We start from the raw sequence: 19,675 nt of genomic DNA, 5'->3' as shown, positions 1-19,675 counted from the left end.
CGGCTCGTCCACCGGCGCACCCCTCTGCGGTGCACCCGCTCGCCGGTCCGCCCGTCCACTGCTCGGGACGCAGCCCGAACCGGCGGCGCGAACCGGCGGCGCGAACGGGGACGGGGCCCGAACCGGTGGCCCGGAAGGCGCATACGGGCCGACCCACGCGTGAACCTCCCGCGTTTCCGCCCGTGACGCCGTGCCCGCCTCCCATACTGTGCGCTGTGCGCGTGGTGATGATGACAGCGGGTTCGAGGGGCGACGTCGCCCCGTTCACCGGCCTCGGTGCCGGCCTCGTCCGGGCCGGACACGACGTGACGCTGGCGACGCACGAGATGTTCGCCCCCCTGACACACGGCTCCGGCGTCCGCTTCCACCCCCTGCCCATCGACCCGCGGGCCGAACTCCACTCGGAGCGGGGCCGGGAGCTGCACCGCAGCGGCATCGGCCCGGCCAAACTGGTGAAAGTCGTGTCGATGGCCAGGGAACTCGTCGGCCGGCTCACCGACGGCCTCATCGCGGCGGCCGAGACCGCGGACGTACTGATCCTGGCCGGAGCGGTGGCCCCGCTCGGCTGTGCCGTCGCCGAAGGGCTGCGGCTGCCCACCATCGGCGTGAACCTCCAGCCCATGCACCCCACCCGCGCCTTCGCGCCGCCGATGGCCGGACTGCGCTCCCTCGGCTCCCTCGGCAACCTCCTGGCCGGACACGGCGTCACCGCCGCCGTGGAGCGGGTCTTCACCGACGCCGTCCGGGACGCCCGGGTCCGGCTCGGTCTGCCGCGCCGCGGCGTCGCCGCCGCCCGCCGCGCCCGTGAACGCGCCGGCTGGCCCGTCCTGTACGGCTTCAGCCCGCACGTCGTGCCCCGCCCCGCCGACTGGCGCCCCGGCCTGGACGTCGTGGGCTACTGGTGGCCGTACGACACCCGGCCCCTGCCCGCCGACCTGGAGGACTTCCTCGCCGCGGGCCCCGCCCCCGTCTTCGTCGGCCTCGGCAGCGCCACCACCCCCGACCCCGAGCGCCTCGGCGACCACGTCGTCCGCGCCCTGCGCGCGGCGGGCCTGCGCGGTGTGATCCAGCGCGGCTGGGCGGGCCTGTCCGTCACCGGCGACGACGTCCTGACCATCGACGACGTACCCCACAGCCTGCTGTTCCCGCGCATGGCCGCCGTCGTCCACCACTGCGGCGCGGGCACCACCGGCGCCGGGCTGCGCGCGGGCGTCCCCGCGGTCCCGGTCCCCGTCCAGTTCGACGAGACCTTCTGGGCCCACCGCCTCACCACCCTCGGCACGGCCCCCGGCGTACTGCCGCTGCGCCACCTCTCCGCCGAAAACCTCGCCGCGGCGCTCACCCGCGCGACGAGCACCCCGTCGTACCGCGCACGCGCCCAGGCCCTCGCGGCCCGCCTGGCCACGGAGGACTCCGTGGATCCGGTACGGACCCGGCTCGAGACCCGTCCGGGGACATGGCCTTGACCGGCACCACCGCGCCGCGAAGCCGGGCCTGGACGGGGAGTCAGGTACGCGACGTGCCTTGGGCCTCCCAGTGCGCGGGGCGCTCCAGGAGGGGCGGGATCTTCGTGCGGGCGTCGCCGTGGGCGGCGTTGAGCTGGGGCTGGGTGAGGAAGAGAGCGCCGGTCAGGTCGGCGCCGCGCAGGTTCGTGTCCCGCATGTCCGCGCCGATGACGTCGGTGTCCCGCAGGTCCGCGCCGGACAGGTCGGCCGCGATCAGCAGGGCGCCGCGCAGGCCGGCGCCGCGCAGCTTCGCGCCGCGCAGCCGGGCGCCCATGAGGTTGGCGCCCCGGTGGTCCTTCTTGCGGCCCGGCACCGCCGCCCGGGCCAGCTCACTGGCGCGCACCAGCAGCGGGTTCACCTCGCCGCGCAGCGCGTCCACGTCCACGGCCAGCAGGGCCTCGGCCGTGTCCCGGGTCAGCGCGTCGATCCGGTCGTACGCCCGGCGCAGCTCCCGGTGCACGGGCCGGGCCGCGGCCAGGTCCAGGGCCTGCGCGGTGTACTTCAGCAGCTCGTGCAGGTGCCGTACGACGGGGAAGACCTCGTACATCGCGCGGGCCGAACCCGGCTCCTCCCGCCAGCCGACGCCCTTGAACGTGACCTGCGAGACCTTCTGGCCCGCGCCGAAGCAGTCGAAGACCGTGCAGCCGTTGTAGCCCTTGTCGCGCAGCCGCTCGTGGATCCCGCAGCGGAAGTCCTCCAGGAGGTTGCCGCACGGCGAACCGGCCGACTTGGTCACCGGGAAGTCGGAGGAGCGGGAGAAGGGCAGCGCCACACAGCACAGACCGAAACAGCTTCCGCAGTCCGCCCGCAGGTCGGGCTGGGCGGCGTGCGCGGTGGGCTGGGACAAGGCGGTGGCTCCTGGTGCGACGGCGGCGGTCTGGTGGCGGCGGGCGGGTGGGCGAGTGGGCGGGTGTGCCCGCTGTCGTCCGTGGCGTCCCCGGCGGGCGCCACCGGGGGAGAGTACCCACGGTCCGCCGGGGGCGCTGGGGCGGGGCGTCCTAGGGCGTGCGCCGAGGTCAGCGGCGTGCGCGTGGGCCGCGCCGGTCCTCGCGCTCCGCCGCGCCGGTCTCCCCGGTGTCCTCGGTGCGCGCGGCCTGCTCGGCCTTCTCCGCCTTCTCGGCGTGCAGGGCCTTGATCCGTACCGTCTCCTTGCGGACCTCCGCCTGCGTGGCGCGCTCGCGCTCCAGCCACTCGGGGCGCTCCTCCTTCAGCGCCTCGATCTGCTCCGTGGTGAGGGCCTCGGTGACGCCGGCGCGGGCCAGCCCCGACACCGAGACGCCCAGCTTGGCGGCGACGACCTGGCGGGGGTGCGGGCCGTTGCGGCGCAGCTCCCGCAGCCACTCGGGCGGGTCGGCCTGGAGCGCGTTCAGCTCGGTCCGCGAGACGGCACCCTCCCGGAACTCGGCGGGGGTGGCCTCGAGGTACACACCCAGCTTCTTCGCCGCGGTGGCGGGCTTCATGGTCTGGGCGGTGTGGTGCGACGTCATGGGACAAGGGTATCGATCGAACGAGCGACTCCTGACCACGGCGGACCGGACGCCCGCCGCCCCCGCCGGTGGGCCCGGGGGTGACTACGGCCGGTAGTCTGGCGAGGTGACAGCCTCGGAAGACTCCACCGCGTTCCGGCTCGCCTACGTCCCCGGGGTGACGCCCTCGAAGTGGGTGCGCATCTGGAACGAGCGGCTGCCCGACATCCCCCTCACCCTCGTCCAGGTGCCCTCCGCGGAGGCGTGCGGCGCCCTGCGCCGGGGCGACGCCGACGCGGGGTTCGTCCGGCTGCCGGTCGACGGCGACGACCTCAGCGCGATCCCGCTGTACGAGGAGACGACCGTCGTCGTGGTCCCCAAGGACCACCTCGTCGCGGCGGCCGACGAGGTCACCCCCGACGAGCTCGCCGACGAACTGGTGCTGCACCCCCTCGACGACACCCTGGACTGGGACCACCCGCCGGGCCGCCCGGCGCTGGAGCGCCCCGCCACCACGGCCGACGCCGTGGAGCTGGTCGCCGCGGGCGTGGGCCTGCTCGTCGTGCCCCAGTCGCTCGCCCGGCTGCACCACCGCAAGGACCTCACGTACCGCACGCTCACGGACGTCCCGGCCTCCCGCGTCGCGTTGTCGTGGCCGCAGGAGGCCACCACCGACAGGGTGGAGGACTTCATCGGCATCGTCCGGGGCCGCACCGTCAACAGCACCCGCGGCCGCCGCGCCGAGGCCGAGGCCCCGGCGAAGGACCGGCGCGCGGACAAGGGCGGGGCCCGGCGGCAGCCCGCGGCCGGAAAAACCGGGCAGACCGGGAAGACCGGGCAGACCGGGAAGGCCGCGGGCAAGGGGAGCGGCAGGACCGCCTCGGGCAAGCCGACGGGCAAGGCGTCCGGCAAGGGCCCGCGCCGCGGCTCCGGCGGCGCGAAGACCACCCAGCGCGGCAAGCCCCGCCGCAGGCCGTAGCCCGCGTCCTTCCGGGGTGCGGCCCGGGCGCGGCCGGTGTGGAGGGCTGCCGCGGGCCCGCCCCATGGCCCCGGCGCTGCGGACAGACGTACCGCCCCTGACGGGGCCCCCGGCCCGCGCCGCGGCCACGGTCCGCCGTTCCCACCTGCGGGTGGTTTGCCCCCGGCGGGACCCCACCGGGGCCGGGCCGCTCCCACACTGGGCCGGGGCGGCGCGCGCCGCCGGGAGGGGAGTCGCATGACGGACAGCGGGATTCTGGTCGCGGTACGCGAACACCCACGGGACGACGGCGCGGGTGCCCAGCAGTTGGTGCGCGTCCGCGAGGCGATCGAGGCCCGGGGCTTCGCGGTGCGCTGGGCGGTCGACGCGGCCGACGCGCAGGCGGTGCTGCGCACGGAGGCGGGACTCACCGCCGCCCTGGTCGCCTGGGAACTGCCGGGCCCGGGCGGCGCCGACGGCGGACCGGGCGGCGCCGCGGTGCTTCGCTCCATCGGCCGCCGCTACCACGGCCTGCCGGTCTTCCTCGTCATGAGCGACGAGGGCACCCAGGACCTGCCCCTGTGGGTGTCGGAGTCCGTCGTGGGCTACGTGTGGCCGCTGGAGGACACCCCCGGCTTCATCGGCGGCCGCGTCACCGCCGCCGCCCGCGCCTACCGGGAGGACGTCCTGCCGCCGTTCTTCCGGGCCCTGCGCCGCTTCGACGACGCGCACGAGTACTCCTGGCACACCCCCGCCCACTCCGGCGGCGTCGCCCTGCTGAAGTCCCCGGCGGGCCGCGCCTTCCACAGCTACTTCGGGGAACGGCTGCTGCGCAGCGACCTGTCCATCTCGGTGGAGGAACTCGGCTCGCTGTTCGAGCACACCGGCCCGATCGGCGCGGCCGAGCGCAACGCGGCCCGGGTCTTCGGCGCCGACCTCACCTACTTCGTGCTGCACGGGGACTCCACCTGCAACCGCGTGGTCGGCCACTTCAGCGTCACCCGGGACGAGATCGCCCTGGTGGACCGCAACTGCCACAAGTCGGTGCTGCACTCCCTGGTGATCTCCGGCGCCCGCCCCGTCTACCTGATCCCCACCCGCAACGGCTACGGCCTGGCGGGGCCCCTGCCCCCGGCGGAGCTCGCGGCGGAGTCGATCGCGGCCCGCGTCGCCGCCCACCCGCTGTCCGGACAGGCGCCCTCGCCCCGTCCCCAGTACGCCGTCTTCACCAACTCCACCTACGACGGGCTCTGCTACGACGCCTAGGCGGCGGCACGGGCCTTCGCCGCGAGCACCCCCCGGCTGCACTTCGACGAGGCGTGGTTCGCGTACGCGCGCTTCCACCCGCTCTACGCGGGCCGCTACGGCATGTCGGTGGACGAGGACACCTTCCCCGGCCCGGACCGGCCCACGGTCTTCGCCACCCAGTCGACCCACAAGCTCCTCGCCGCGCTGTCGCAGAGCGCGATGGTCCACGTCCGCTCCTCGCCCCGGGCGCCCGTCGCGCACGACCGGTTCAACGAGGCGCTGATGATGCACGGGACCACCTCACCGCTCTACCCGATGATCGCCTCGCTGGACGTGGCGACCGCGATGATGGACGGGCCGCAGGGGCGCTGCCTCCTCGACGAGGCCGTGACGGAGGCCGTCCGGTTCCGTCAGGAGATGGTGCGTCTCCGGCGCCGTGTCGAACAGGCCGGTGACCGGCCGCCCTGGCTCTTCGGCGTGTGGCAGCCCGACACGGTCACCGACCCGGACAGCGGTGCCCGACTGCCGTTCGACGAGGCCCCCGCCGAGCTGCTGCGCACCGAACCGGCCTGCTGGCACCTGGAACCCGGCGCCGCCTGGCACGGCTTCCCGGGCCTGACCGACGGCTACTGCATGCTCGACCCCGTCAAGGTCACCCTCACCTGCCCCGGCATCGACGCGACGGGTGCGACCGCCGCCTGGGGCATCCCGGCACGGGTCCTCACCGCGTACCTGGCCACGCGCGGCATCGTCGTGGAGAAGACCGACACCTACACCACCCTCGTGCTGTTCTCCATGGGCATCACCAAGGGCAAGTGGGGCACCCTCCTCGACGCGCTGATGGACTTCAAGGCCCTCTTCGACCAGGACGCCCCGCTCGACCGCGTCCTGCCCGCCCTGACCGCCGCCCACCCCCGGCGCTACGCCGGGCAGACCCTGGGCGGCCTGTGCCAGCAGATGCACGACCACCTGCGCTCGGCCCACCTGGTCACCCTGCTGGAGACCGCCTTCCGGGAGCTGCCGGAGCCGGTCGCCCCGCCCCAGCGGTGCTACCAGCGGCTGGTCCGCGGCGGCACGCACCGCGTCGCGCTGCGCGACGCCCCGGGCCAGGTGGCCGCCGCCATGGTCACGGTCACGCCACCGGGCATCCCCGTCCTCATGCCGGGGGAGTGCGTCGGTGCCGCCGACGGCCCCCTGCTGCGCTACCTCACCGCTCTGGAGTCCTTCGACCGCCGCTTCCCCGGCTTCCACAGCGAGACCCACGGCGTGACCCTCGACCCGGACACCGGCGACTACCTCATCGAATGCCTGCTCCCCACCGCGGACGAGCGCACGGCCCCCACCGCGGAGGGCCAGGCCGTACCACCGGCCCGCGCGAGCCACCCCGAGGAGTCCGCGCGCCCGAGCGGCACCGCGCCCTGACCCGGGCCCGGCCACCCGACGCCCGGGCCCGGCCGCTCCGCGCGGCGGTCCGCTACGCCGCCCACTCCCGCAGCAGCCTCTCCCGCTGCGGACCCCGGGGCGTCCCGCCCTCCCGCGTCCTGCCCCACTCGGCCATCGCCGCCAGCGTCGTCGACATCGTGGCGGCGCCCTCCGTGAGGCGGGCCAGCAGGGTGCGGGAGAGGGCGACCTCCGCCCGTGAGTAGCTCGCGGTGGCCACGTGGGCCGCCAGCTCGTGGACGCCGTCGGAGGACTCCACGCGCACGGTCATCACCGCCGGGGCCTCCTCCGCCGGACCCGCGCCCATGGGCTGGGCGAGCATCAGCACCGTGCCCACCGCCAGGTCCTTGACCGCGCCGGCCCGCCGCAGCAGCGACTTCACCGGGACGTCCGCCACCGTCAGGGCGCTCACGTCCTCCCACAGGCGCAGGCCGGACTGCCCCTCGCCGAGGCCCAGCACGCCCTCGGGCGTCAGCCGCACCCCCGGAGCAAGGCCGGACGGCTTCGCGCCCACGTACACATCGCCCTGGGCGATCCAGAACAGGCCCACCATGGCCATGGCTTGCTCACTTCCCACGACGACGGCTCGTGGTCGTCGCGCTTGTCACCGGACGACACGTTCGTCCGTCCTTGAGGACGCGCGCGCACGCCGGAACGTTCCGCGCCCCGCCGCCCGTACGGTGCCGCCCCCGGCCGGAACCCGGCGTACGGCGACAGTGACCGGCCCCACCGGTCAGGCGTTGGCAGGGCGTCGGGCGTCGGGCGTCGGGCGTCGGGCGTCGGGCGTCGGGCGTCGGGCGTCGGGCGTCGGGCGTCGGGCGTCGGGCGTTCCCGGGCGTCCGCAGCCCTGCCGTCCCGTCTCACCGTCCCCGCCCCGTCCTCCGCCCGGCCCGTCTTCCGCCCGCTCCACCGCACGCACCTCACCCCTCGGAGGGCCCATGCCCCTGTCCCGTCGTGGATTCCTCGGCCTCGCGGCGAGCGGCGCGCTCGCCGGGCTCGGCGAGGCCGCAGCCCGCGGCGGTGGCCGCCGCGCGCGCGACGGCCGCCGCACCCACTTCCGCGCCCTCGTGATCGGCTCCGGGTTCGGCGGCTCCGTGGCCGCGCTGCGCCTGGGCGAGGCGGGCGTCGACACACTCGTCCTCGAACGCGGCCGGGAATGGCCGGTCGCCCCCGACCGGCACCTCTTCGGCTCCGCCCACGGCATCACCGACACCATGTTCTGGCGGCGCCGCACCGCCCGCTGGCCCGCCATGCCCCCGGTGCCGGTACGGCCGAGCGGGGGTGTCATGGAGGTGTCCCAGGAGACCGGCCTGGACATCGCCTGCGCCGCCGCGGTCGGCGGCGGCTCGGTGGTCTACACGTGCGTCACGCTCGCCCCGCCCCGCCGCTACTTCGCCTCGCTCTACCCCGCCGGGCTGAGCTACGACGCCTTCGCCCGGACCTGGTTCCCCAAGGCCCACGCCATGCTCGGCGCCTCCCGCATGCCCGACGACGTCTACCGCTCCACCCCCTTCACGCACTCCCGGGTGTGGGACCGCCAGCTCCGCCGGGCGGGGTGGACGCCCTTCCCGCTGGAGTCGACGTTCGACTGGGACGTCGTACGCCGCGAACTCGCGGGCACCGCGCCGCGGTCGGCCACCGTCGGCAACTCCGACTTCGGCTGCGGCAACGGCGCGAAGAGATCCCTCACCCGCACCTATCTGCCGGCCGCCCTGGCCACCGGCCACGTACAACTGCGCCCGCTGCACGAGGTGGTCTCGCTGGAGCGGCGCAAGGGCGGGGGCTACCGCGTGGGCGTCCACCGCCTGGACCCCGACGCGGCCGTCGTGGAGAGGTTCGAGCTGAGCTGCGACCTGCTGTTCCTGGCGGCCGGCACCCTCAACACCAACCGCCTCCTGGTCGCCGCCCGCGACCGCGGCGACCTGCCCGACCTGCCCGCCGCCGTCGGCACCGGCTTCGGCGACAACGGGGACCAGCTCGACCTGCGCAGCCAGCCCCTCGTCTTCCACGGCGGCAGCCAGGGCTCGCCCAGCGCCTCTGCGGTGTTCCTGCACCGCGAGTACAGCCTGCCCCTGCTGGTCGAGAACTGGGTGCTGCCCACGTACCAGGCGCTGCCGGCCGTGGTCACCTTCGGCATGACCGTGGACCGGGACCACCGCGGCACCTTCCGCCACGAACGTGCCTCCGGCCGCGTCCGCCTCGCCGACTGGACCCCGGACAAGTCCGCGGAGGCCGCCCGGGCCCTGCGCGCCCACAGCGCCCGCGTCGCCGCCGCCAACCCCGGCACCCTGCCCGTCACCCTCAGCAACCCGTACCCGTTCACCGGCCACCCCCTCGGCGGCTGCGTCATCGGCCGGTGCACCGACCTCCACGGCCGGGTGCACGGCCACCACGGGCTGTACGTCGTCGACGGGTCGCTGCTGCCGGGCAGCGTCGGCGGCGCCAACCCCTCCCTGACCATCACCGCGCTCGCCGAGCACGCCCTGGCCGGGATCGTCACGGCCGGCGGCTGACCCCGGCCGCCTCCACCGGCGGCCGGTCCTCCGTGTCCCCCCGGCGCGGCAGCAGCAGCGAGGTCGACAGGAGCAGGACTCCGGCGGCCGCGAGCGCGGCACGCGGGCCGGTGAGCGCGCCCAGCAGGCCCCACAGGGCGGTCAGGGCGGCGATGCCGGTGCTGGTGCCCACCGACCACGCGGTCAGGGTGCGCGCGAGAAGACCGGGGGCGGTGTGGTCGAGCCGCCAGGTGGCCAGAACCGGGTTGAACACGCCGCAGCACGTCACCAGGCCGAACTGGACGACGATGACCAGCACCATGCCCGGCACACCCGGCCCGGCGAACGCCAGCCCGAGGGGCCAGCACGCGCGCAGCGCCCCGGCCGCGCGCAGGGTGGTGTGCCGCCCGAACCGTGCCACCAGCCGGTGCGCGAGGCGCGAGCCGACCAGGCCGCCGACACACGGCACGGCGAACACCAGACCGTACTGCCACGGGGCGTACCCGTACCGGTCGAGGAGCAGGACGGCCAGCAGCGGCTCACCGGCCATGATCAGACCGTTGACCACGATCGCGTTCAGGAACAGCGGGCGCAGCGAGGGGTGGCCGAGCAGGTGGCGCCACCCTTCGAGCAGTGCGCCCGCCCGCGGCCCGCCGGTCCGCGCGGGGCGCGGCTCCGGACCCTTCAGGGAGCGGATGCCCAGCGCCGACAGCAGGTGGCTGACCGCGTCGGCCACCACGGTCGTCACCGGGCCGAACACCCCGACGGCGGCCCCACCGAGCGGGGGCCCGACCATGGTCGCCGTCCACGTCGTGGCCTCGAACCGGCCGTTCGCGGCCAGGAGGCCCTCCGGCGGTACGAGCGCCTTCATGTACGCCCCGCTCGCCGCGGTGAAGGCGATCCCCGCCGTGGCGACGACGACGGAGACGGCGAGGAGCTGGACGAAGGTGAGCCGGCCGAGCGCGTACGCCGCGGGGACGCTCAGCAGCGCCAGCCCCCGGGTCAGGTCCATCGCCACCATGACCGGCCGCTTGCGGTGGAACTCCACCCAGGGCCCCAGCGGCAGCGCCGCCACCGCCCCCGCGGCCCGCCCCGTGGCGGCCAGCGCCGCCACCTCGGCCGGGCCGCAGCGCAGCACGGAGACCGCGATCAGCGGGAACGCGCCGAACCCCAGCCAGGTGCCGTACGCGTTCACCGCGTACGCCGTCCACAACCGTCCGAAGTGCGGCCCCAGGGTCCGCCTGCCCGTCATCCCCGCCGCCACCCTCACCGCTCCGGCCGTCCGCCTGCTGCTCACCGGCATCCAAGCGACTGTGGGGTGCGGGGATCAAACAACTGAGCACCAGCCTTGTACAACCAGTGGTTGTGCAGGACGGCGTGCCGCCCGGGTCAGGGGCGTGTGCGCCCGGGGTCATCGCCGAGGGCGGGGACCGTTTCGAGGGTGGGGCGGATGGCCTGCTCGGCCTTGTGGGGGTAGGGGAGGCCGTGGGCCTCTGCCACCTCCTTCGCCAGCTCGGCGAAGAGGTCGGCCGTCGCGCGGGCGGCCCGCAGCGCGTCCTCCGCGTCGAAGCCGCCGAAGGTGCCGGGCAGGCGCTCCCACACGCCGGGCGCCGCCCACCGCCGCATGCGGGTGCCGCCGTACCAGACGTCGTGGCCGGTGCCCCGGCGCGTCAGGGCGTGCCACTCGATCACGCACTCGAGCAGTTCCTTCGTGGTCGCGTCCCGGGACTTGGCCACCCACAGCTCGCCGCGCGCGAGGCAGCGCGGCAGGTGGGCCACCTCGAACCAGAACTCCGCGCAGACCTCCGCGAACTCCTCGGCGTCGGGGAGTTCGGCCACCACCGTGCCGCCGGCCTCCGGCAGCCCGGCGGTCGCGCCGTCGCGGTCCCACAGCACCTCGTAGCCGCGCTCGTGCAGCTCGTCCAGGCCCTCCGCGGCCAGCTTCTCCAGGCGGGCCGCCGGCACCACCTGGAAGTCGACCTTGACGCCGCCCTCGAAGAACACCAGCCGCGCGGGGTTCTCCCACGGTCCCTCCAGGCCGACCTGCACCACGACCGGGCCCAGCTCCTCCACCCAGTCGCCGCTGTCGTACCGGTCGGGGTCGGTGGTGTACAGCTCGATGTCGTGGTCGGAGAAGGCGTCCACCGTGCCGTCGCGGCGCGCCCGCGAGCCCGTACGGAGGACCGCCCGGACGTCCGGGCGCCGCCGCGCCCACTCCAGCACCCGCCCGACGATCCCGTCGGCCGCGTCTTCATCGGTTCTGGCGATCATGTCCGTTACGGTACTGCGCCCCGTACGAGCATCCCGGACGGGGCGTCCGCCGGGCCCCGGCCCTCAGTCCGTGTGCGGCGTCCGCGTGAGCACCTCGCAGCCGTCCTCGGTGACCAGGGCGGTGTCCGAGAAGGCGTGCGTGCCCAGGCGGTCGTCGAGGAGCCAGGACTGGATGTGGAACGTCATGCCCGGACGCAGCGGCATGGTCTCGCCCGGGCGCAGGGTGCGCGAGCCGCCCATCCAGCCGGGCGGGAAGCCGATGCCCACCAGGTAGCCGCAGTGGTGCCGTGCGTACGGCCGGCCCAGGGCCGACTCGACGACCGCGTGCCAGGCGCGGAAGACCTGCTCGGCGGTGTGCCCGGGACGCAGCGCCGAGCGCAGCGCGGCCATCGCCGCCCGCGAGGTCTCGGCGGCGCGGGCGTGGCGCGCGGCGTCGCGGCGGTCCAGGTGGAGCAGGCGGGCGAGGGGCGCGTGGTAGCGGCCCCGCGCCCCCGACAGTTCGAGGAAGACGGCGTCGCGCGGGTGGAACCGGTGCCGCGACCAGGTCAGGTGCTCCTGTGTCAGCCGCTCGGTGCTGCGGACGAGCGGCGCGAAGGCGGGCAGGTCGCCGCCCGCGTCCAGCATGGCCGCGTACACCGCCCCGGCGACCTCGCACTCCCGCGCTCCCGCGGCGGCGGCGTCGAGGCCCGCCGCCATGGCCGTGTCGGACAGCCGGGCGGCCTCGCGGATGCGGACGATCTCGCGCTCCGTGTGGACGTGCCGCTCCTGGGCGAGCAGGTCGTCGCAGGGCGTCCAGCGGACGGCCGCCGAGCCCCGCAGCCGGTCCCAGACGGCGGGCGGCAGGTTCGGCGCGGCGGCCTGGTAGCCCACGGCGCTCCCGGGCGCCACGAGCTGGGTGAGGACGTCGAGCAGCGCCTCGGCGGGGTCCTCGGCGTCGCCGTAGCCGCGGTGGCCCACGCCGTGCGTCTGCGCGGCCGCCGTCGGGGCCTCCATCGCGCGCTCGACCAGGACGGGCACGCCGTCCAGCGGCACCAGCAGCCCGGTCACGGCGAAGTGCCCCTGATGGTCGAGACCGGTCAGGTGGTGGACGTCCTCGGGGGCGGTGACCAGCACCGCGGCCAGACCCTGCCGCTCGGCCGCGAGCCGTACGGCGGACAGCCGCCGCGCGTACTCCTCCGGGGGGAACTCCGGCTCGCTCACCTGCTGTTGGACGGTCGGGCTCAGTGATCGCGTCATGCCGTCCCAGTGTGCACCAGGGGCCCGGGCGGCGCGGACGACGCGGGCGACGCGGACGCGCGCGGGCAACGGGCGCGGCGGCTCAGCGGTCGGCGTTCGGGTCCTGCCGCTCCCCGCACCAGGCGCAGAAGGGGGCCCGGGCCTCGGCGCGCATCGTGCCGCAGTGCGGGCAGACCCGGTCCAGGGCGCACGGGGCCTCCCCGCCCTCCGCCGCCGCGGCGGGGCCGGCGATGCCCATTCCCGGACGGCGCGTGTGCACGGTCAGGTACACCAGGCCGTCGGACCCCGCCCGCAGCCCGCGCCGCGAAGAACGCGGCAGCCAGGCCACGGATCCGGTGGTCAGCGGGAGCGAGGCGTCGTCACCGTCCAGGTGGCCGTCGCCCGCGACCACGACGAGCAGGACGTCCAGGGCGTTCTCGACGTGCAGCGCCACGCTGCCGGAGGCAGGAAGCCTGATGAGGTTGGCGTCGAGCTGCCGTCGCCGCTCCGCCAGCTTCCACAGCGCGCCGCCCCGCGCGGAGGACGCGGACGGGACGAGCTCGTCGAGGGAGAGCAGGAGGCGGGGCGTCTCCGGCACGGACATCGGCACCTCCGGGCTGAGCAGTGGAATGGTCGAATCCTAAACGGCCCAGATGAGGCGCGGCCGCCCGGCCTCGGCGGGACGAGGTGCCCGTACGGCAGCCGGGGGCCGTACGGGGGAGGGGCGTCGTCCAGGGCCAGACATGCGGGCGGTCGGGGCGCCGTCGTCGGAGACGGGCCGCCCTGCGGCGACTGGCCGCGCGTCGCACGCGCCGCCGTCGTCGGCTGCGGGCGTGCCGCGTCCGAACAGACGCCGTACGGACGGCAGGCCATCGTGATCACGTTCGACGCCCGGAGGTCCGGAAAACGCCCCCGCGGACAGCGCCCGGCGGCCGGGACAGGCGCACGGTGCCCACCCGTCGGCTGCGGTCGAGGCGCCGGGGCACCGAGGTGGGCGCGCCCGCGCGCCTCTGCCGCGGGCGTGCGCGCCGGTGTCCGAAAACCCGGTGGTCCCGGCGCCAAACACCGCGTCGGCCAAGCTCACCGCATCGAAGTAATACCGGCCTCTTTCCCGGGTGGGCCGGGCACAAGTGCCGTTACGGTTCCCGGAGTTCTGGACGGATTCACCGGCATTGGCACCCGGTTCCCCCTTTCCGTACTTGTGCGCAGGTATGCCGTTCGCTGCTCCGAGACACACGCGTGGCCCCGCCGGCACGCGCGTGGCCCTGACGAAGGAGACCCTGACCGATGAGCGTTGACGCCGACCCGGAGGCGCGGCAGGCGCCGCAACCGCGGTCCAGCCTGGGCACGACGGCTGCCCGCAACCTCGCCACCACGACCAAGTCGGCCCCGCAGATGCAGGAGATCACCTCCCGCTGGCTGCTGCGGATGCTCCCCTGGGTGGAGACCAAGGGCGGTGCCTACCGGGTCAACCGCCGCCTCACGTACACCGTGGGGGACGGCCGCATCGAGTTCCTCCAGGACGGAGCGGACGTCCGCGTCATCCCCCGCGAGCTCGGCGAACTGCCCGTCCTGCGCGGCTTCGACGAGGACGACGTGCTGACCGCGCTCGCCGACCGGTGCGTCCAGCGCGACTTCCGCGCCGGTGAGGTGCTGGTGGAGCGCGGCACGCCCGCCGGGGAGATCCATCTGATCGCCCACGGCCGCGTCCGGCAGACCGCCGCGGGCAAGTACGGCGAGGACGTCGACGTCGCCGTGCTCGGCGACGGCGACCGGTACGGCGACCACGCCCTGCTCGACGCCGACGCCACCTGGGAGTGCACCGCCACCGCCGAGACCGCGGGCACGCTCCTCACCCTGTCCCGCGAGGACTTCGCCGCCGTCCGGTCCTCCGCGCCGCACCTCCAGGAACACGTCGAGGAGTTCACCTCCCGCACCCGGCAGCGGCAGAACCGCCACGGGGAGGCCGAGATCGCGATGTCCGCCGGCCACACCGGCGAGCCGGAGCTCCCCGGCACCTTCGTGGATTACGAACTCCGCCCCCGCGAGTACGAACTCTCCCTGGCCCAGGCCGTGCTGCGGGTCCACACCCGCGTCGCCGACCTCTACAACGGGCCGATGAACCAGACCGAGGAGCAGCTCAGGCTCACGATCGAGGCGCTGCGCGAGCGCCAGGAGCACGAGCTGATCAACAACCCCTCGTTCGGCTTGCTGCACAACGTCGTCCCCAAGCAGCGCATCCAGCCGCACTCCGGCCCGCCCACCCCGGACGACATGGACGCGCTGCTCTGCCGCCGCCGCGGCACCAAGTTCTTCCTGGCCCACCCCCGCACGATCGCCGCGATCGGACGCGGGTTCAACGCGGACGGGGTCTACCCGGAACACGTCGACGTGGGCGGGCAGCACGTCCCGGCCTGGCGCGGGGTGCCGATCCTGCCCTGCAACAAGATCCCCATCAGCAAGGAGAACACCAGCTCCGTCCTCGCCATGCGCACGGGCGAGGACAAGCAGGGCGTCGTCGGCCTGCGCCAGACCGGCCTGCCGGACGAGTACGAGCCGGGCCTGTCGGTGCGCTTTATGGGCATCAACGAGCAGGCCGTCATGTCCTACCTGGTGACGGCGTACTACTCCGCCGCCGTCCTCGTGCCCGACGCGCTCGGCGTGCTGGAGAACGTACAGATCGCCCGCAGGCCCGACTAGCCCGACCAGCCCACGAGCCCGACCAGAACGAGGAGCTACGGATGCCCGACCCCGGGTCCCCTTCCCCGCCCGTGAGCCCGGCCGCCACGTCCCACATCGGGCCCTACGTCCTCGCGAAGGCGCACGGCACACCCGCGCCGGAAGCCCCCGCGGCCCCCGCCACCCCTGCGCCCCTCCTGGAGCGCGTCCTGCGCGGCCCCAGCGGCCTCGGCACGGCGGGCCTGAGCCGGGCCCCGCGCGCGGAGCCCCCCGCGGCGCCGCGCCCCGAGCCGCCCGAGCCGCCCCGGCCGGAGACGCCCGAGCCGCCGCCCCCGGCCGAGGGCCGCCCGGTCCCCGGCCTCTACCACCACCCCGTCCCGGAGCCCGACCCCGTACGGGTGGAGGAGGTCAGCCACCGGATCAAGAGGTGGGCGGTGGACGAGGTGGAGGCCTACCCGCCGGAGTGGGAGGACCAGTTCGACGGCTTCTCCGTCGGCCGGTACATGGTCGCCTGCCACCCCGACGCGCCCACCGTCGAGCACGTGATGGCCGCCACCCGGCTGATGGTCGCGGAGAACGCCGTCGACGACTGCTACTGCGAGGACCACGGCGGCTCCCCGGTCGGCCTGGGCGGCAGGCTGCTGCTCGCGCACACCGCGCTCGACCCGCTGCACACGACCGAGGAGTACGCCCCGGCCTGGCTGGAGTCGCTCGGCTCGGACGCCCCGCGGCGCGCGTACACCTCCGCCATGGAGTACTTCGTCCAGCTCGCCAGCCCCTCCCAGGCGGACCGGTTCCGGCACGACATGGCCCGGCTGCACATGGGCTACCTCGCGGAGGCGGCGTGGGCCGAGACGGAGTACGTGCCGCAGGTGTGGGAGTACCTGGCCATGCGGCAGTTCAACAACTTCCGCCCGTGCCCCACCATCACCGACACCGTCGGCGGCTACGAACTCCCGGCCGACCTGCACGCGCTGCCCGCCATGCAGCGCGTCATCGCGCTCGCCGGCAACGCTACCACCATCGTCAACGACCTGTACTCGTACACGAAGGAACTCGCGAGCCCCGGCAAGCACCTCAACCTGCCCGTGGTGATCGCCGAACGCGAGGGCGTCTCCGCCAAGGAGGGCTACCTCAAGGCGGTCGAGGTCCACAACGAGCTCATGCACGAGTTCGAGGCCGCGGCCGCCGAGCTCGCCGCGTCCTGCCCCGACCCGCGTGTCGTGCGCTTCCTCAGGGGCGTGGCCGTCTGGGTCGACGGCAACCACTACTGGCACATGACCAACACCTACCGCTACAGCCTGCCCGACTTCTGGTAAACGAGGGGGACTTCACCGTGTCCAGCACCGATGTCACCGCCGATGTCAGCACCGCGACCACCGCTGGGAACGACGCCGGGGACGCGTCCGTGTTCATCCCCGCCCCGGCGACGCCCTACCAGGGCGACATCGCCCGCTACTGGGACCACGAGGCCCGGCCGGTCAACCTGCGCCTCGGGGACGTCGACGGTCTTTACCACCACCACTACGGCATCGGCGACGTCGACACCGCCGCCCTGGGCGACCCCAAGGACGACGCGTACGAGAAGCGGCTGGTCGCCGAGCTGCACCGGCTCGAGTCGGCGCAGGCCTCGCTGCTCCTCGACCACCTCGGCGACATCACCCGCGACGACGCCCTGGTGGACGCGGGCTGCGGCCGCGGCGGCACGATGGTGATGGCCCACCAGCGGTTCGGCTGCCGGGTCGAGGGCGTGACCCTGTCGGCCAAGCAGGCCGAGTTCGGCAACCAGCGCGCCCTGGAGCTGGGCATCGAGGACCACGTCCAGTCCCGCGTCTGCAACATGCTCGACATGCCCTTCGAGACCGGCCAGACGGCCGCCTCCTGGAACAACGAGTCCAGCATGTACGTCGACCTGCACGACCTCATGGCCGAGCACGCCCGCATCCTCGGCGTCGGCGGCCGGTACGTGACCGTCACCGGCTGCTGGAACCCGCGCTACGGCCAGCCGTCGAAGTGGGTCTCGCAGATCAACGCGCACTTCGAGTGCAACATCCACTCGCGCCGGGAGTACCTGCGTGCCATGGCGGACAACCGTCTCGTCCCGCAGGCCGTCGTCGACCTCACTCCGGCGACCCTGCCGTACTGGGAGCTGAGGGCCACGTCGTCCCTGGTCACGGGCATCGAGGAGGCGTTCATCAACTCCTACAAGGACGGCTCGTTCCAGTACGTCCTCATCGCCGCCGACCGCGTCTGAGACCGCACCGCACGCCGGGGCCGGGCCGTCCGTGCGACGGCCCGGCCCCGGCGCGCGGAGGCCCGGGGCCGTCAGGGCCCGAGTGGCCTGGCGGGAACGGGAGCCGGACCTGCTGCCCGTCCCCGCGTGCGCCGTGCGCGGGGGTCGCTCACTCCACGCGGGCCGAGCCGCCGTCGGAGTTGTCGTCGTCGGGCAGGTGGACGTCGTTCACGGCCACGTTGACCTCGACGACCTCCAGACCGGTGATGCGCTCCACGGCGGCGATCACGTTCTCGCGCACGTCGTGGGCGACGTCCGTGATCGGCACGCCGTACTCCACGACGACGTCCAGGTCGATGGCGGTCTGCCGCTCGCCGACCTCCACCTTCACGCCCCGGCCGACGTTCGAACGGCCGCCCGGGACGCGGTCGCGCACGGCCCCGATCGCCCGGGACAGGCCGCCGCCCATGTCGTACACGCCCGGGACCTCCCGTGTCGCGATTCCGGCGATCTTCACCACGACGACGTCGGCGATGGACGTCCTGCCGCGCGTCGCCGGGGGCTGGTCGGCGCCGGCACGGCCGGTGAGGGTGGTGGCACCCGGCGCGTTCTGCCCGGTACCGCCGGTGTTCTCCCCGCTCTGCGGCGTGTTCGCCTTCGGCGCCAGCTCTGATGTCGCCATGACGTGTCTCCTCGTCGTCTCGTCCGGTGCGGTCTCGTTCCGTGCGTCAGCCCGGTACGTGCCGTCCTGCCGCCTTCCTCCTGTCCTTCTGCTCTGCTCCACGGGTCCGGATGCATGGCGGTCGGGCAGGAGCGGTTTTTGACCGAATGGCCACGGGCGCGCCCCGGCACGGGCGGGCCGGGGACCGGCTCAGGGGCCGAGCACGGCCAGGCCCGCCCACAGGGCGAGGACCGCCGCGAGCAGCGCGGCGGGCACGGTGAGCAGGCCCAGGACGGTGTACTCGCGCAGGCGGACCTCGTGCCCGTGGTGCCGGGCGACGCGCCGCCACAGCAGGGTGGCCAGCGAACCCGCGTACGTCAGGTTGGGGCCGATGTTCACCCCGATCAGGACGGCGAGGACGGCGCCGGGCCCGGCGGGCGCGGCCAGCGGCACCAGGGCCAGGACGGCGGGCAGGTTGTTGATCAGGTTCGCCAGGAGCGCGGCCAGCGCGGCGGCGCCGAGCAGCGGGAGCAGCCCGGTGCCGTCGGGCAGGGCGCGCCCGAGCACGTCACCCAGGCCGTTGTCGAGCACGGCGCGGACCACGATCCCGAGGGCCAGGACGAAGGCGAGGAACGCCGGGGAGGCGGCCCGCACCAGGCCGCGCGGCGCCAGCCGCCCCCGGACGAGCGCGCGCACGGCCGGCACGGCCGCGCCCGCCGCCCCGGCCCGGGCCGGGTCGATGCCCGCGGCCGAGGCGACGGCGAAACCGGCGAGCGTGCAGGCGACGGTCACCAGGGCGAACAGCGGCAGCTCCGGCGGTTCCGGCTCCGCCGCGCCGGTGTCGGCGGCGTCGGCCGCGGCGGGCCCGGCCAGGTCGGCGGCGAAGAACCGGCGCAGGACGGCGTACTCGACGGCGATCGCGGCCAGCCACGGCCCGGCCATGAGCAGCGCGAACCGCGTGAAGGACAACCCGGACGCGCTGAAGGCGAGCAGGTTGGTCAGGTTCGACACCGGCAGCAGCAGGGAGGCCGTGTTCGACAGGTGCGCGGCGGCGTAGAGGTGCGGTGTCGGGACCACGCGCATGCGGCCTGCCGTGACGAACACCACAGGGGTGAGCAGCACGACGGTGGCGTCCAGGCTGAGCGCGGCGGTGATCACCGAGGCCAGGGCGAAGACCGCGCCGAGCAGCCGGCCCGGGCGCCGCCCCGCCCAGCGGGCCATCCACGTACCGCAGGCGTGGAACAGGCCCTCGTCGTCGCAGAGCTTGGCGAGCACCAGGACGGCCGCGAGGAAGCCCACCACCGGCCCGAGGCGCGCGGCCTCCTCCCGTACGTCGGCCAGGGGGATGGCCCCGGCGGCGACGACGGCCGCGGCGGCGGGCACCGCGAACACCGCCTCCGGCAGGCGGAACGGACGGACGACGGCACACACCAGGACGACGGCCAGGGCGGCGACGGACACGGACTCGGCGAACATGATCCCGATCATTCCCGGCATGCGCCGGAGC

15 protein-coding genes and 2 pseudogenes are annotated in these 19,675 nt (G+C 74.9%); 8 read left to right on the top strand and 9 right to left on the bottom strand.

Annotation, left to right across the window (positions count from 1 at the left end; genetic code table 11):
* The first annotated feature begins 230 nt into the window (after positions 1–230).
* The gene (locus tag IE330_RS04090) at positions 231–1,466 is read left to right on the top strand and encodes a glycosyltransferase (protein ID WP_190134504.1); all 1,236 of its coding nucleotides are present in this window, start codon (positions 231–233) and stop codon (positions 1,464–1,466) included.
* A 40-nt stretch (positions 1,467–1,506) separates the two neighbouring features.
* Here IE330_RS04090 and IE330_RS04085 read toward each other — a convergent pair whose 3' ends face one another.
* The gene (locus IE330_RS04085) at positions 1,507–2,352 is read right to left on the bottom strand and encodes a pentapeptide repeat-containing protein (RefSeq protein WP_190134442.1); all 846 of its coding nucleotides are present in this window, start codon (positions 2,350–2,352) and stop codon (positions 1,507–1,509) included.
* A 247-nt stretch (positions 2,353–2,599) separates the two neighbouring features.
* Positions 2,600–2,992 (bottom strand): annotated as a pseudogene (locus IE330_RS04080) (DUF5997 family protein); the annotation flags it as partial.
* A 106-nt stretch (positions 2,993–3,098) separates the two neighbouring features.
* Between IE330_RS04080 and IE330_RS04075 the strand changes: the two are divergent.
* The 3 genes and pseudogenes from IE330_RS04075 (at position 3,099) to IE330_RS40185 (ending at position 6,599) form a co-directional block, all read left to right on the top strand.
* Positions 3,099–3,950, top strand: coding sequence for a LysR family substrate-binding domain-containing protein (locus IE330_RS04075; protein ID WP_190134441.1), 852 nt, complete (start codon positions 3,099–3,101; stop codon positions 3,948–3,950).
* Positions 3,951–4,187: 237 nt separating this feature from the next.
* A pseudogene (locus IE330_RS04070) lies at positions 4,188–5,930 on the top strand (Orn/Lys/Arg decarboxylase N-terminal domain-containing protein); the annotation flags it as partial.
* 42 nt (positions 5,931–5,972) lie between these two features.
* Complete coding sequence (locus IE330_RS40185; protein WP_506005374.1) at positions 5,973–6,599, top strand: Orn/Lys/Arg family decarboxylase; 627 nt, start codon at positions 5,973–5,975, stop codon at positions 6,597–6,599.
* A 52-nt stretch (positions 6,600–6,651) separates the two neighbouring features.
* Here IE330_RS40185 and IE330_RS04065 read toward each other — a convergent pair whose 3' ends face one another.
* Positions 6,652–7,194: a hypothetical protein gene (locus IE330_RS04065; protein ID WP_190134440.1), complete on the bottom strand. Its 543-nt coding sequence runs from the start codon at positions 7,192–7,194 to the stop codon at positions 6,652–6,654.
* A 361-nt stretch (positions 7,195–7,555) separates the two neighbouring features.
* On the opposite strand from IE330_RS04065, the gene IE330_RS04060 reads away from it, so the two are divergent.
* On the top strand, positions 7,556–9,130 hold the full coding sequence (locus IE330_RS04060) for a GMC oxidoreductase (RefSeq protein WP_190134439.1): 1,575 nt from the start codon (positions 7,556–7,558) through the stop codon (positions 9,128–9,130).
* Here the strand turns inward: IE330_RS04060 and IE330_RS04055 are convergent.
* From IE330_RS04055 to IE330_RS04040, 4 genes are all read right to left on the bottom strand, one after another.
* The gene (locus tag IE330_RS04055) at positions 9,114–10,361 is read right to left on the bottom strand and encodes an MFS transporter (protein WP_190134438.1); all 1,248 of its coding nucleotides are present in this window, start codon (positions 10,359–10,361) and stop codon (positions 9,114–9,116) included. The two genes, IE330_RS04060 and IE330_RS04055, sit on opposite strands and share 17 nt — an antisense overlap.
* 137 nt (positions 10,362–10,498) lie before the next feature.
* The gene (locus tag IE330_RS04050) at positions 10,499–11,380 is read right to left on the bottom strand and encodes an aminoglycoside 6-adenylyltransferase (protein WP_190134437.1); all 882 of its coding nucleotides are present in this window, start codon (positions 11,378–11,380) and stop codon (positions 10,499–10,501) included.
* Between the two features lie 63 nt (positions 11,381–11,443).
* Positions 11,444–12,616: a M24 family metallopeptidase gene (locus tag IE330_RS04045; protein WP_190134436.1), complete on the bottom strand. Its 1,173-nt coding sequence runs from the start codon at positions 12,614–12,616 to the stop codon at positions 11,444–11,446.
* An 82-nt stretch (positions 12,617–12,698) separates the two neighbouring features.
* Positions 12,699–13,193: a cupin domain-containing protein gene (locus IE330_RS04040; protein WP_190134435.1), complete on the bottom strand. Its 495-nt coding sequence runs from the start codon at positions 13,191–13,193 to the stop codon at positions 12,699–12,701.
* Between the two features lie 689 nt (positions 13,194–13,882).
* Here IE330_RS04040 and IE330_RS04035 point away from each other — a divergent pair.
* Genes IE330_RS04035 through IE330_RS04025 form a run of 3 tightly spaced genes read left to right on the top strand, consistent with a single transcriptional unit; the run spans position 13,883 to position 17,528 of the window.
* Entirely contained in the window at positions 13,883–15,295 is a 1,413-nt protein-coding gene (locus IE330_RS04035; RefSeq protein WP_190134434.1) for a family 2B encapsulin nanocompartment shell protein, read from the top strand.
* Positions 15,296–15,336: 41 nt separating this feature from the next.
* Positions 15,337–16,593: a family 2 encapsulin nanocompartment cargo protein terpene cyclase gene (locus IE330_RS04030; protein WP_190134433.1), complete on the top strand. Its 1,257-nt coding sequence runs from the start codon at positions 15,337–15,339 to the stop codon at positions 16,591–16,593.
* 17 nt (positions 16,594–16,610) lie between these two features.
* Entirely contained in the window at positions 16,611–17,528 is a 918-nt protein-coding gene (locus IE330_RS04025) for a geranyl diphosphate 2-C-methyltransferase (RefSeq protein ID WP_190134432.1), read from the top strand.
* A 148-nt stretch (positions 17,529–17,676) separates the two neighbouring features.
* Here IE330_RS04025 and IE330_RS04020 read toward each other — a convergent pair whose 3' ends face one another.
* Positions 17,677–18,189: an Asp23/Gls24 family envelope stress response protein gene (locus IE330_RS04020; RefSeq protein ID WP_190134431.1), complete on the bottom strand. Its 513-nt coding sequence runs from the start codon at positions 18,187–18,189 to the stop codon at positions 17,677–17,679.
* A gap of 189 nt (positions 18,190–18,378) precedes the next feature.
* Positions 18,379–19,665 (bottom strand): SLC13 family permease, encoded by a 1,287-nt coding sequence (locus IE330_RS04015; protein ID WP_373314556.1) that lies wholly within the window; start codon positions 19,663–19,665, stop codon positions 18,379–18,381.
* Positions 19,666–19,675: the final 10 nt, after the last annotated feature.

The sequence above is a fragment of the Streptomyces longispororuber genome (assembly GCF_014656095.1).
GTDB lineage: Bacteria > Actinomycetota > Actinomycetes > Streptomycetales > Streptomycetaceae > Streptomyces > Streptomyces longispororuber.
This window is presented reverse-complemented; position numbering and strand designations above follow the sequence as displayed.